Genomic DNA, 13377 nt, shown 5'->3' on the forward strand with positions numbered 1-13377 from the left:
TAAAATAAGTATGCTGAAAAATTATTTCAAACCAACACCTAAAAAGTTATTAAAAATCTCCCTTGCCCTGCGGGGCATGGTGGCAACCGTTAGTGGCGCAGCTTATTTTCAAAACGATCTCAAAGCAGCATTCTGGTTCCTGGTGGCAGGCGCAGGCATCGATTTCATTATTCAATGCCTCGATCCAAATACAGGCGCCGATAAACAAAAACAAGAGCCAATACAAACTTTATTACAAAAACAGTATACAAATAATGGCACGCAAAATAACTGAGATACAGGCCGACATTACCAGTACCCTGGTTACTGAAATGGCTGCTATTAACATTACCATTAATCCGGCTACCTGGAGTAAAGCCAATTTGTTAAGGCTGATCACCTATATCGTAGCCGTGTGCCAATGGACCATTGAACAGTTACAGGATGCACACAAGGCAGAAGTAAATGAATTGATCGCCACAAAGAAACCGCATTCATTACGCTGGTATGCGGAGAAAGCAAAAGCCTTTCAGTTTGGCGACAACCTGGTGCCGGAGAATGATTACTATGATAATACCGGTATACCGGAAGATGAAATAGAAAATGCAAAGGTGGTAAAATTTGCCGCGGTGGTTAAACAGAAAAGGGCGAACGGGCGGATCTACCTACGGGTAAAAGTCGCCAGAGCAAATGGCGCCGATCTGGCGCCGCTTGACACGGACCAGCTGGATGCATTGCGTGAATATTTCAACAGGATAGCTGATGCAGGTTTGGATATAGAAGTTGATAGCGGTGTAGCAGATCTGCTTCAATTAAAATTGAGGATCTATTACAATCCGCTTATCCTTGGTGCCAATGGCAGCAGGCTCGATGGTACAGACAACATTCCTGTTCCCAATGCAATCAGGACTTACCTGCAAAACCTTCCGTTCAATGGCCTTTTCGTGTTAGCTCAGTTGGTTGATGCATTACAGGCGATAGAAGGGGTTGAAATACCTCATGTGCTCACCTGTCAAACCAGCTATGCCCAGTTTCCCCCTACCAGTGTAGATGTGGAGTATGTACCCGATAGCGGATACCTGCGCATAGATGAGGATTCCTTAAAAAATATAGAATACATAGCGCATAGCCAGACAAAATAAGTAGAACAATGAACGAAAGCATTTTCGATATAAAGTACAAAAAGCTCACCACCTGGCTGGTGCCCCAGGTATTGCGCAAACCAAAAACAATGGCCTTATTAAACGCACTGATAAGCCCGGTGGTGTTTATCTACAACCTGTTTTTGATCAACCGGCGCAATAACCTGTACAAGCTGAAGATCACGCCCCAGGTATGTTATATTGAAATGGCCCTTAATGATAAATACGACAGTGGTAACCGGCTGATAAAAATAGTACAACCCAAAAGAAAAGAACCTTTGTTCTTATATAAAAAGATAGAAAATAAACCGGTTCATCTGTTTACTAAAGGGGAGGCTGCGCAACCTAAGACAATCCTCTATCTGAAAGGGGAAGCCAGCGCTTTCCAATACGATTTTATTGTACAGGTGCCGGCAACCGTTGCTTTTAATATGAATGAGATGATGGCAGTAATAGACAATTATATTCTGCCCGACAAAGTATATAAAATTTCAATTGTGTAAATATGTATAAACGAATTGATTTTTCAAAGCTGGAAGGATTGGCTACTTACCAGGACACACTCGACTTTCTTCAGGCATCTTACCGGGAAACTATAAGTGCCATAGCTATGGCATTCGGCAGCAAGGTGATCGTGACCGGTGTAGTTGACTTAGGTGTTTCTTATAGCGATGGATGGGTGATCATTGACGGTGAACTGATGCCTTTTGTTCCCGGTTTAAAAGCAGACCGGATAATAGTGGAAGACATCGCTGATACCGAAATCTTTAATGATGGGTCCATTCAATCGGTATATTATACCAAACGGGCAAAATTTGGCAATACCGGCGGTTATCTGTTCACTGATTTCATTAGAGTAGATACGTTGACTTCTATCAGTCAGGGACTCAAAGGTCTGATAACGGCGCATAATAATTTACAGGCAGCCTTTAATACACACACGCATTCCTGGAATCAGATAACTGACAAACCTGGGTCATTCAATCCTTCGCCACATCGTCATAACTGGACCGATATTGATAACAGGCCACCCTATTCTATACTATATGCAGGCATAAGCTGGATTGGAGACCCTGCTACGGATAACGGCCAGGAATGGAGGTGGGTATTTTTCCCATCGGTCGGTACCGACAGATATATTGTAGCAGGTACTATGAACAGTCAGAACGACTGGAATAACTGGGTTGCGGATAACAACGTTACCTGGGCAGTGAAAGACAGAGAACCCGCTGCTTTCAAAGTATTATGTCAGGATAACGGAGGCGGCGTCCAAAAACTTCAATTCGAATACGCTTTAATTTCTTATTAACACATGGCTATACAAAATATCAATACCCTGAAGAGTTGGTTTAAACGGGGCTTTAAACCATTACAGCAACAGTTTTACGACTGGATGGATAGCTATTGGCATAAAGATGAGCAATTACCTATCTCGTCAGTGAGCGGCCTGGAGAATATATTAAATACGCTGCCTTCACAGGGGGCAATAACCGCTTTGCTGGCAGTGTTCCTTCCTGAACTGATCAATGCCTCGGCCGATTTGGTATACACATTAAAAGCAAACAGCAGACTACAATCTGTTATTATCATTCCTTCAGCGGATGTTACTATTAAAATAGGAACATCCGCCGGCGGTGAGGATGTAATGCTGGAAACGCTTATTCAGGCCAATGAAACATTCATACTTGACTGCGCCGTGTATGCGATGACTGATAAGCCGATTTACATAAGTGGAGTTTCAGCCCCTACCCAGTTATTAATTTATAAACGGTAATTATAGCATATGAAACGAATTCTTGTTTTTGCCTTTGCATTTATTTGTATTCGCGCATCGGGGCAACAAGTGCCCAGTCAGGTACAGGCAAAAAGAGGTGTTTTTGATCGTCTGTATTTGAAAGACAATTGGATCACTCGTATCTCAACCAGCCTGAATACTGGTGACACCAGTGATAATTTACTGCCTACAGGAAGCGCTATAGGGCCTTTGATCGCAGGCGCCTTTTTACAAAACCAGTCATCAGTGGCGCAACCTGCCAATTTCTGGATTGCCGGTTCAGCTGTTGTTGGTTCACACAACAGTTATAAAAACACAGGGGCTTCTGGTTGGCCGGCTTTATTTAATGTTACCCATGGCGGCGGGCAATATGGTCTAAGTATCCAGCGGTCATCGGCCGATCAGGGCCCTGCAGATATTGTACTGTATAAAAATAATCAGTTGGCTGCTTTTGGCAGTGATCTGCGTCCGTTAAGCCTGGGCGATCCGGTTGGGCAAATAAGCTTCTCCGGCATTGCAGGTGATAATAGTACAGTTAGAAGCCCCATGAGCATAACGGGCCGTATAGAAAAAGCAGCGCCTTCCTATATGAGCAGCGGGTTTGTCTTCAGTACAACAGATAACAATGGCGTTGCCAGGCAAACCTATTTAAATGCGCAGGGCAATTTGCTGATAGGCGGTAATCCTGATAACATCGCAAATAATTACAGGCTCAATGTAGCCAGTGGCGATGTACGGGTGAACGGCCTTTCTGAGAATGGCGATGTATTGGTGATGGCAGACAGCAATGGGGTGCTCAAAAAAATATACATGGGGTACGGTTTAGCGATCTATGATGGCTATCTGTATGTAAATGGAGCAGAGGAAGATGATCCGGACTATAATCTTCAACAATATACGGCTTCCCTTCGCATTTATAACCAGGAAGTGACTGCATATGCGTTTAAAGGTCAAATGGATATTATATGGACGCGCGATTCAGTGGGGCATTATACAGGTACCGTTCCAGATGGTGATCCATTTATTACGCCATTTACCTGGCTGCACTCAAGCACAGGTCCCTCGTCGGTCAATGTGGGCGCTACGCGGTTATATGCACCCGATGCACATACTTTAAAACTGGTAGTTAAAGACGGCAACTTCAATGATACAGATGATTGGAAGGATATTACAATTGATATCCGGATCTACATATCAGGGTAATTATTCAAAAGCAATTTTGTTATGAAACGATTATTAATAATAGCATTTGGCTTTATATCATTGTATGGAAAAGGCCAGATCTCAACGCTTCAGGTACAGGCAAAAAGAGGCGTGTTTACCGAGCGGTTAAATATAAATGGCCAATGGATCGATCGCATTTCAACCGACCTGAATACCCCAGACAGCGCTAATGACAATGTGCTGGCTACGGGTAAAGCTATTGCCGATTTTTTAAGACCCAGAACAAGCGGGTATATTAAAAATCAGTTTTTAGCGCCACAGCCCGCCAGTGTATGGATACAGGGAAGAGCAGTAACGGGTTCAGTGCCCGAATACCTGCCCCTTCTTTCTGCAGGGATGCCGGCCCAGGTAAACGTTACCTATGGTGACAGAGAACAAGGGGCTTCGGTACAACGGTCATCCAACGATCAGGCACCAGCGAGTGTGGTATTTTTTAAAAACAACAGCTCCGATATCAATACATTAAATGCCTTGCAACCAGGAGATACACTTGGCAGTTTGTCTTTTTCGGCACATACAGGCGATTTATCGGCTGTTAATAATGTAATGGACATTCACGGCCTGGTTGAAAAGATTGCACCTACCTATTTAAGCAGCGGTTTTGTCTTTAATACTACCGATACAGCTGGTAACTATGGACAACGCATGTGGCTAAACGCAAATGGGAATTTGCTGTTGGGGAATGGAACAACGAACCCATACCGGTTGAATGTGGCGGCCGGCGATGTCAGGATCAATAGTTTGGCAGTGCCATCGTATTATGGCAACCTGGTGAGTGCCAATAACGACGGGGTGTTAACGCCATTGCCGAATGGCGGAACCCTGTGGGCAGACGACAGCGGCCGGATCAATGCCGAGGTTGGGCCTCCGGAAAATCCAAGAGTATATACAGCGTTGTTATCGCAAACAGGTCAGAATGATCCGGTGGCGCATGTACTACAAAATACCCACCAGGTTCAAATTAACTGGACACGCAGCGCACCCGGTGTGTATTTTGGAAAACTAGTTGCCGGGAATTTTGGCGGGCCCCGTTTTTTGTATGCAGAGGCGTCTGATGAAGCAGGCAATGTATTCAGTGCACAACTGCTTTTTCATCGTTACGTGTCTGAAGAAGATCCTGACTATTTCATGTTAGTAGTTAAGGACAATAGCCTGGCGAATATGGATGGATTTACAAACCTCTCCATTCAAATAATCAACAACCTTGACTTTTAAACCAACCACAAAACGAATTTAATATGAAACGGTTAGTTTTAATATTATTTACTTTTATTTCAATCTATGCATCGGGTCAGCAGCTCACAACTGAAATTCGGGCAAGGCAGGGTGTTTTTACCGAACGTCTTTATTTGAAAGACAGATGGATTGATAGAATTTCAACCAACTTAAATGGACCGGATAGTGCAAGCGATAATCTACTCGCTACTGCAAAGGCAATTGCTGACTTTGCAAAGTTAAAGGCGGGTAACCCCATTCAAAACCAATTTAACGCTCCACAACCAGCGAGTTTTTGGTTGCACGGAACAGGTACTATTGGTGCCTTGTCAGGTTACAGAAAAACGTTAGCAGGAGGATTTGGAGCACAAATGAATATTACCCAAAATGAAGGGCAGCACGGGCTTTCCATTCAGCAGGCGAACTATAATGCCGGGTATGCCGGGTTTGATCTATTTAAAAATGCAGGCGGCAGCTTCAATACATTGCAGGGCCTGCAGCCAGGAGACTCTATTGGAAGTTTTATCTTTTCAGGCGTAGCCGGCGATAACAGCACCATTGCAAATGCAATGAGTTTGCATGGGTTGGTAGAAACGACAGCACCTGCTTATTTAAGCAGTGGTTTTGTATTCAACACTACAGATAGCAATGGAATATTGGGCCAGCGTATGTGGTTAAATGGCCAGGGCAATTTAATGTTAGGTAATGAAACCACCAATCCCTACAGTTTAAATGTTGCTGATGGAGATGTAAGAATAAACAGTTTGGCCGGTGGGGGAGATGGTCTTGTGCTGAGTGATGAAAATGGCGCATTATATAAGCTTTTGTTAGGAGAGAACTTGTATGTTGATGTATTGGGCATGTTAAATGTTTCATACGAGTCAATTAACCCAAGCTACCGGCGATACATGGCAATATTGTCACAGCATGGAACTGGTAGGCCAGACGGATTTGCTATGCGTAACGGCTTTGACGGTATGGAATGGGCGCGTGTGGCTACGGGTGTTTACACCGCAACGCTTGCCGGCGCCTTTGCAAGCGGTTACACATTTTTGAAAAGCGAGGCATCAGATGAAACCGGACATGCGGCATATGTTAAGCTGTATAGAAGCGGCCCTGATACTGTTACGATGGTAGTTAAAGATGAATCACGAAATAATACTGACGACTGGTCACGTATTTCTGTAGAGATAAGAGAATATTATCCCAATTAACAACAGCAGTTTATACACAGGTGGTTTTTGGTTTGAACCCTTCTTTAAACGGAAGGGTTTTTGTTTTTCCATCCCCTGAAACCCGCTATAAATGGGCGTTTTATACGGTTCGTTTTTCATTTTTATACGGGTGGAATTGCGCTTCTTACTATCCATAGTTACGGTTGTGATAGTTTTTACCTTATCAAGACATTGACAAGCACATCACATGTTAAAAATACGTACAATATCACTCGAAAGATTCTAATGATACTAGTATTTATTATTATCAACAATTATGAATAACCGTAGTCAAAAAGCATATTTCTCTGATACCAAAATTCCCCGCATTTCTGTTAAGCAATTTTATACAACAAAATTGGCGAGCGCCGTCTCTTCCACCCATAAAAAAAGCCCCGACGATACCGTCGGGGCCCTGTTATCTTAATTATCAGCTTTTCTTATTTCGCATCCACACCCACATCCTTAGGATCAAGGATCCTCGCTGTCGCAGGAGTGGTACTTACTTCATCAGCGCCTGCATCGAGTGGTGCCGTTCTCGGCTGTCCGTCCATGTCAGTGGCGATGGCAGCATAGGGATTTACCGCTTTCTTGCCCTTAGGCGCAAGCACGGCATCGATGGCCGGACTGCCAGGCAGCAAATGGATCGTTGGATAAGTACTACGGCCTAACTTAGGATCGATGGTAGAGAATGTACCATCCGGCATATCACCTTTACTTTCAGCATTGAAAACAATATTTCCTTCCCAAACCGGATTTACATATGGTCCGGTGATTGTTGCAGCAGGACCACCGCCACGGATGATGTTGCGGGCAACAGTAATCGCAGTAGCACCTAATCCTTTCTCACGGGCACTCATGGAAATGCTGCCGCTCTTGCAACTAATGATAGTATTGAACGCAATCAGCACACGGTCGGGCCGATCGTGACAAGTGAGGGCCGCGCCTTCAGCTACTTCACCATCACCATTGCCGATCTCTATTCCTTTAGCACAGACCTCGAAGTAATTACTATAGATGATGTGGTCATCACCAAAGATGCGCAGTCCGGGTGTGTTGTGAAAATAGTTGCCATACACCTGGCAGAAGTTACCATGCCGTAAGGTGAATTGCGCCTTACAATTGCGAATGGTATTATAACGCAGCGTAACGCCTGATGCTTTTATCGAGATCAGTTCATTCTCACCTTCGCATTCTTCAAACAGGTTGTACTCTACAATGCTGTTGCTTTTCGACATGCTGAATCCGCTCAGTCCAAACTGAAAGGCCTCAGCGCCATTCTTTCCACCCTGACTGGTGAAATTGTAAAAATAATTGTGGTGGATCCACAAACGCTCGGCTATCTGACTGCCTTCACCACGGATGGCCAGAAAACGGCCCATCGAACTCTTATTATGGAAAGTATTGTAATCTACCTGGTGATCGCTGCCGGCAATGGTTAGATACTCCCCTTCTCCTTCAGTCTCGAAAATGTTATGCGTCCAGCGGCAAAAGCTGGTACCAGTACCCGTACGGGCCGTGCTGGCGGCGTGCGTAAATTTGAATCCACTGATCTCAATGTATTTGGCCGGACTCATAATAGCGAATCCACCCGCGCCGGTGATCTCTGCCTGTCCGGCAGTTTGGGCCATAATTACAATGGGTTGCTCCTTCGTTCCTTCCCGGTTAATGGTAACAGGATTTCCGGTGGCATACAATCCATTTTGCACCAGCAGCGTATCGCCGGGTTTGGCTTCACTGATGGCTTTTTGTAAATGGCCAATGGTTTTTATCACAATGGTTCCGGCGGTAGTTGTTTGAACGCCGGCTGTCATTATCAAGAGGCAGGCTGAAAGTGAACGTACAATATTTTTCATGCAGGATATTTTACCCGTACTATAACAGTTTTGGCAAATATAATATTGTATCGCCAAGGGTCAGATAGGGGTTTTTACTAAGTATTGAGCTATTTTGGCGGGGGTAAAACCTGACCTGTAAGGTGTACCGTTGAGTGTTGAACATTTCGAAAGTTAAAGTGCACCTGACAGGTCAAATCAGGTATAAGGCTTTTGTATTAAATATTTTAATATATTTAATAATGTCATCAAACATCCAACCCTTAGCGCCAGGCTGCATTTATCATGTATTCAATCGGGCTATAGGAAATGAACAACTGTTTCTAAAGGAGGATGATCATTTTAAGTGGATAGAGCTTTTCAAAAAACATGTACTTCCATTATGTGAGTTATATGCCTATTGTTTATTGTCCAACCATTACCATTTACTACTTAGACTAAATTTCGACACCAGAGGAGAAGACTTTTCAAAGGCAATGTCTGATTCAGCAAACAGCTTTTCTAAATGGCATAATAAAGAATATAAAAGAAAAGGCTCCTTATTCATGCGGCCATTTAAAAGAAAATTAGTTGAAGATGATCATCAACTCGCCTGGACAACATGGTATATTCACCGAAATCCATTGCATCACGGGTATACGCCTGATTGGTCATCATGGAAATTTTCCTCCTTCCAAATGTTTTTAAATGATAAACCCACTGCTTTAAATAGAAACTTCATGCTGGATTTTTTTGGCAATAAAGAGGAACTTATAAAGCAACACAATTTAAACGCTAATGATACCATGGTTAATTTAATTGCATTTGAATAATAAACCGCAGGACCTGTCAGGATCGCTTTAACACTCTAATTATTCAGGCTCAAATGGCGAACCTTACAGGTCTACGCTTACTTACCAGACCTGTCAGGATCGCTTTAACACTCTAATTATTCAGGCTCAAATGGCGAACCTTACAGGTCTGGCTCAGCAGGACGGTACAGGACAAGCCCTTCCCACACAGGGTGTAATTTCCTGCATCTGTTTAACGATTAAAATGTGCCATTGTGAAACGTGTTCATTCCTTCGCTTTTATTTCATTGTTGTTCGGGTTGCTGAATGCCGGGTATGCCCAAAAGAAATCCCCTGCGTATGTATTGCCGCCGATGCCGGTTAAAGAAGATAAACAACTTGGTTTTATTGCAAACCCCGCCGATTTTCCCGAAGTAAAAATGGATTTTCCCATGGCCTCCGGTCCGTTTGAACCTACCTGGAGCTCGATAGATAAAAATTACCCGGGTGAACCGGCCTGGTGGCGCGATGCCAAATTCGGCATCTTCATCCACTGGGGCCCGCAAGCCGCCGGTAAAAGCGGCGACTGGTATGCCCGCCGCCTGTATGAACCCAACCAGGATGCGTATAAAAATCACCTGAAAGCGTATGGCCATCCCAGTGAAACGGGTTATAAAGACGTCTTACACCAATGGAACCCTTCGCAATGGGACCCTGCCAAACTGGTACAGGCCTATTATGATGCCGGATTTCGATATGCATTGGTAGTGGGCGTGCACCACGACAATTACGACTTATGGAACTCCAAATATCAACCCTGGAATTCTGTGAACATAGGTCCCAAGGTAGATTTCCTCGCCAAATGGAAAGCAGAACTGGCCAAACACAACATGCGTTTTGGCGTAGCTTTTCACCATGAATACACCTGGTGGTGGTATCAAACCGCTTTTGGCAGCGACAATAGTGGCCCCAAAGCCGGTGTTCCCTATGATGGCAATCTTACCCTCGCCGATGGCAAAGGCAAATGGTGGCAGGGCCTCGATCCAAAACGATTGTACACCATTCCGCTCCATTATAACACGGTTGACTCAAATGGAAAACCATATCCCATTTGGGAGATAGCCCATGGTTACCAGGGCATCTTTGGCAACAACCTGAACTATGCCCATTGGTACGCCACACAATGGGCCATGCGCATCGAAGATGTAGTAGACCATTACGATCCTGATTTTATTTATACCGATGGCAATAGCACGCAACCTTTCAGCGGCGCTAAAAGCGGTTCAGGTTATAAATGCGATGCCGGCGCCCGCGTAGTGGCCGACTTCTACAACAAAGCCATGGCCCGTAAGGATAAACCTTTCGATAAGGTCAGCATTATAAAATTTCTGCCCACCAATCGCGGTGCGGGCAGAACCTTCGAAGGTTCTTATCCCAAAGACATAAAATCCGATCAGTTATGGATGGCCGATATGGCCGTTGGCGACTGGTTCTATCAACCTGGTTTTTATTACGACGCCAATATGGTGATCCACGCCCTGTTGGAATATGTGAGCCGCGATGGCAACCTCACCTTGTGTGTATCACTCACACCCGAAGGCGCTATCGACAGCGGCAGCGCCGCCATGTTGAAAGACATCGGCGCCTGGATGAAAATAAATGGCGAAGGCATCTATGGCAGCCATGCCTGGAAAAAATTAGGTGAAGGGGAAACCATCATCGATAGCAAAACGAAAGAAGCAAAGCTGAAAACACTTCCCGGTGGTAAGCTGGGCAAGAAGCACGCAGACTTTACTTTCTCCACCAAAGATTTTCGTTTTACGGTTGGCAAAAACAGCGCCTTATATGCTTATTGCCTCACCGTGCCCAAACCAGGAGAAACATTACTTATCCAATCGATCGGCACGGATACAAAAGTTAAATCTGTTAGCCTTTTAGGAAGCGATACGCCGCTGAAGTGGGAGCAGAAAACGGAGGGACTTTCGATTGTATATCCCGCAAATGTGGATGAAAAGTTTGCTGTTGCTTTTAAAATAGAATGACCTGTAAGGTACACCACGGTGGTTAGCCTGATTAGTTGGTCTACGTGTACCTGACAGGTCATTCGCTGTTCTTACGACCTGTCAGGTGCACATAAACTCACTGATTGTGCAGGCTCAAATGGTGCACCTTACAGGTCTACTTTATTACCGGAAACGCACTAATCCTCAACCTCGCCCCGCCCATAGGAACCAATGTAAGTTGCTTTGCCGTTCCATTAACAGCAACCGGGCTCTGCGGTAAAACGGAACACAACCCATATTGATCTACCGTCCAGGTGGAGATGAGTTTGCCGGTGGCAATCAGTTCAATCGGCGCCGTGGCATTGGTAAATGGATTGTCGTCCTTTGGCCAGGGTTTCTTTTTTATCGTAAATGATTTGTTGAGTTGTTCCGGATCTACCACAAGACCGTAATTCCAGGGGGAGGCTGCAAAGATCTCGTATGAAGGCCAGGCCGATACATCGGCATGCTCCTGCCAGCGTGAATCCCAGATGGCTGTCTCCTTGCTATCCTGCTTTTTGTATTCTTCTTTTATCAATAAAGAAAAGGTAAGCGGTCCATAGTTGATGCTAATGCTGTTCTTGTTTCGCTCCCATTCATGCAGCTGTAATTGCATAGGCAATGTCAGCTGGATCTTGTCGCCATTCTTCCAGGTGTTAGTCACAGGCGCATAAGCACCGGCTGTCGTTTTAATCGCCAGGCGTTTGCCATTGACGCTTATAGACGCATTTGTACACCAGGCCGGGATACGCAGGTACAAGGTAAATGTAACTGCGTGTGCTGTTTGAACCGTAAAAATGATCCCTTCTTCAAATGGGTAATGGGTTTCTGTTGACAGCGTCACTTCAGTCCCGTCTCCTACCTTGGCCGTTACATCACCAGCTACATATAGTTGTGCGGCCAGTCCGTTGTCTGGTGTGGCCATCCAGCTGCTGGCTGCATAATAAGCCCAGCCTGCGGAATGATTGTGCTGACAACAACGGCTGCTGAATGGATTCATCATCAGAAAAGGGCCTTCATTGGCAATACCCGGCGCATGGTTCTTGCTGTCGCTCACGATCATATTCGGCGCCGTCAAATACCGCAGACTGCGATAGTCGGGCATGAATGCAGCAGGGAACGTATTGAACGCAACGTCTTCACAGTTGTCGGCCCAGAAGGCATCGCCAGTGAATTGCAGCAACATTTGATCACTCGTCATTTGTTCTACCATGCCACAGGTTTCCACTGCCTGCCGCGGATCGTCGTAGCCTTTGCGGGCGTTCTCATCGGCGCCAAACAGTCCGCCAGGCACCTGGCCATAAAGCGAGCGTACCAGTTTGAAATCATTATAGGTAGCTTCCAAATCGGCGGTGTTATTGCTTTGCATATAATACGTAGCCGGCTCGCGGTAACTCTGCGCCACATTTACATTGTGCCAGTTAGGTAAATTGTCCTTTTGACGCCAGTTGGCGGTATTGCGGTCAATTTTTGTGGCGAAGTCGAGCAACCAGGCTTCACCGGTGCGGTTGTACAACCAGTATACACTGTACATATTATCACCCCCGCGGCTGTTCTCCCAGTAATCTTCCAGGAACATACTATCGGGCAAACCATTTTCCCATTTGAAATAATTGCTCATGAATGTCAATACCCGGGGATCATTCGCGTATTCATAATAAGATTGCAAACACCAGAGCATGGGCATGTTGGTCCACAGATCGCGTTTACCATTGCGCAATACCACCGGACCAAAATCTCCATCGGGCCGCTGGTTGCTGAGCACGGCATTGATCCAGTAGTTGCTTTCATTGATCATTTGCTGATCGTGCAACAGGTAACCGATGTGTGCATAGCCTTTTAACCAGTAAGGCACTTCTTCCCACCCCCATTTGCCTTTCCCATCTTTGGTAAGCCAGGCATTGTCTGTTTTGGCCAGCCAGGCGCTGATCTGTCCCAGGTGACCAGTCAGCCCTTCCCGTTGCAACTGCAGAAAATGCAGCAACCACCCTTTGGGTTTGAACGACTGAACAGGCAGTTTAATAAAAGGAGAAGGTTTCAATGGTTGCTTGTTACTTATATAGTAACTGTTGGTTTGATTAATGGCAAAAGAAGGTCTCTCTTGTTGCGCTTGTATTGCAAACCAGCTACTGACTAATAAGAGCAATATTTTATATGGTTTCATTGATTTTATTTAAATGGG

General features: G+C 45.1%; 12 protein-coding genes. 10 read left to right on the forward strand and 2 right to left on the reverse strand.

Going from position 1 to position 13377, the window contains the following annotated elements:
• Window positions 1–10: 10 nt before the first annotated feature.
• From BMX95_RS32125 to BMX95_RS32160, 8 genes are read left to right on the forward strand one after another with little or no spacing between them, the layout of a single operon-like run.
• On the forward strand, window positions 11–274 hold the full coding sequence (locus BMX95_RS32125) for a hypothetical protein (protein WP_081202244.1): 264 nt from the start codon (window positions 11–13) through the stop codon (window positions 272–274).
• A complete protein-coding gene (locus BMX95_RS32130; protein ID WP_081202246.1) occupies window positions 255–1121 on the forward strand; it encodes a hypothetical protein in 867 nt (288 codons plus the stop codon). Before BMX95_RS32125 ends, BMX95_RS32130 begins: the two co-directional genes overlap by 20 nt.
• Before the next feature lie 8 nt (window positions 1122–1129).
• Window positions 1130–1624 (forward strand): hypothetical protein, encoded by a 495-nt coding sequence (locus tag BMX95_RS32135; protein WP_081202248.1) that lies wholly within the window; start codon window positions 1130–1132, stop codon window positions 1622–1624.
• Between the two features lie 2 nt (window positions 1625–1626).
• The gene (locus BMX95_RS32140) at window positions 1627–2430 is read left to right on the forward strand and encodes a hypothetical protein (RefSeq protein ID WP_081202250.1); all 804 of its coding nucleotides are present in this window, start codon (window positions 1627–1629) and stop codon (window positions 2428–2430) included.
• Between the two features lie 3 nt (window positions 2431–2433).
• On the forward strand, window positions 2434–2895 hold the full coding sequence (locus BMX95_RS32145; RefSeq protein WP_081202252.1) for a hypothetical protein: 462 nt from the start codon (window positions 2434–2436) through the stop codon (window positions 2893–2895).
• A 9-nt stretch (window positions 2896–2904) separates the two neighbouring features.
• Complete coding sequence (locus BMX95_RS32150) at window positions 2905–4098, forward strand: hypothetical protein (RefSeq protein WP_081202255.1); 1194 nt, start codon at window positions 2905–2907, stop codon at window positions 4096–4098.
• A 21-nt stretch (window positions 4099–4119) separates the two neighbouring features.
• The gene (locus BMX95_RS32155) at window positions 4120–5334 is read left to right on the forward strand and encodes a hypothetical protein (RefSeq protein WP_081202258.1); all 1215 of its coding nucleotides are present in this window, start codon (window positions 4120–4122) and stop codon (window positions 5332–5334) included.
• Between the two features lie 23 nt (window positions 5335–5357).
• Window positions 5358–6548 carry a hypothetical protein gene (locus BMX95_RS32160; protein WP_081202260.1) on the forward strand — a complete coding sequence of 397 codons (1191 nt, stop codon included), beginning with the start codon at window positions 5358–5360 and terminating at the stop codon, window positions 6546–6548.
• A gap of 440 nt (window positions 6549–6988) precedes the next feature.
• Here BMX95_RS32160 and BMX95_RS32165 read toward each other — a convergent pair whose 3' ends face one another.
• Window positions 6989–8404: a polysaccharide lyase 6 family protein gene (locus BMX95_RS32165; RefSeq protein WP_081202262.1), complete on the reverse strand. Its 1416-nt coding sequence runs from the start codon at window positions 8402–8404 to the stop codon at window positions 6989–6991.
• Between the two features lie 221 nt (window positions 8405–8625).
• Here BMX95_RS32165 and BMX95_RS34745 point away from each other — a divergent pair, with 221 nt between their 5' ends.
• Window positions 8626–9195 (forward strand): transposase, encoded by a 570-nt coding sequence (locus BMX95_RS34745; protein ID WP_107686036.1) that lies wholly within the window; start codon window positions 8626–8628, stop codon window positions 9193–9195.
• 233 nt (window positions 9196–9428) lie between these two features.
• Window positions 9429–11195 carry an alpha-L-fucosidase gene (locus tag BMX95_RS32175; protein WP_090519714.1) on the forward strand — a complete coding sequence of 589 codons (1767 nt, stop codon included), beginning with the start codon at window positions 9429–9431 and terminating at the stop codon, window positions 11193–11195.
• 136 nt (window positions 11196–11331) lie between these two features.
• On the opposite strand, the gene BMX95_RS32180 is transcribed toward BMX95_RS32175, so the two are convergent.
• The gene (locus BMX95_RS32180) at window positions 11332–13359 is read right to left on the reverse strand and encodes a beta-L-arabinofuranosidase domain-containing protein (RefSeq protein ID WP_081202267.1); all 2028 of its coding nucleotides are present in this window, start codon (window positions 13357–13359) and stop codon (window positions 11332–11334) included.
• Between the last annotated feature and the right edge of the window lie 18 nt (window positions 13360–13377).

The organism is Niastella yeongjuensis (assembly GCF_900110245.1).
Classification (GTDB): domain Bacteria; phylum Bacteroidota; class Bacteroidia; order Chitinophagales; family Chitinophagaceae; genus Niastella; species Niastella yeongjuensis.

What these genes read in the sequence shown, in the direction of transcription:
- BMX95_RS32155 (WP_081202258.1), top strand. Translation starts at nt 4,120, where the DNA reads ATGAAACGATTATTAATAATAGCATTTGGCTTTATATCATTGTATGGA.
- BMX95_RS32130 (WP_081202246.1), top strand. Translation starts at nt 255, where the DNA reads ATGGCACGCAAAATAACTGAGATACAGGCCGACATTACCAGTACCCTG.
- BMX95_RS32125 (WP_081202244.1), top strand. Translation starts at nt 11, where the DNA reads ATGCTGAAAAATTATTTCAAACCAACACCTAAAAAGTTATTAAAAATC.
- BMX95_RS32160 (WP_081202260.1), top strand. Translation starts at nt 5,358, where the DNA reads ATGAAACGGTTAGTTTTAATATTATTTACTTTTATTTCAATCTATGCA.
- BMX95_RS32145 (WP_081202252.1), top strand. Translation starts at nt 2,434, where the DNA reads ATGGCTATACAAAATATCAATACCCTGAAGAGTTGGTTTAAACGGGGC.
- BMX95_RS32180 (WP_081202267.1), bottom strand. Translation starts at nt 13,359, where the DNA reads ATGAAACCATATAAAATATTGCTCTTATTAGTCAGTAGCTGGTTTGCA.
- BMX95_RS34745 (WP_107686036.1), top strand. Translation starts at nt 8,626, where the DNA reads ATGTCATCAAACATCCAACCCTTAGCGCCAGGCTGCATTTATCATGTA.
- BMX95_RS32150 (WP_081202255.1), top strand. Translation starts at nt 2,905, where the DNA reads ATGAAACGAATTCTTGTTTTTGCCTTTGCATTTATTTGTATTCGCGCA.
- BMX95_RS32165 (WP_081202262.1), bottom strand. Translation starts at nt 8,404, where the DNA reads ATGAAAAATATTGTACGTTCACTTTCAGCCTGCCTCTTGATAATGACA.
- BMX95_RS32140 (WP_081202250.1), top strand. Translation starts at nt 1,627, where the DNA reads ATGTATAAACGAATTGATTTTTCAAAGCTGGAAGGATTGGCTACTTAC.
- BMX95_RS32135 (WP_081202248.1), top strand. Translation starts at nt 1,130, where the DNA reads ATGAACGAAAGCATTTTCGATATAAAGTACAAAAAGCTCACCACCTGG.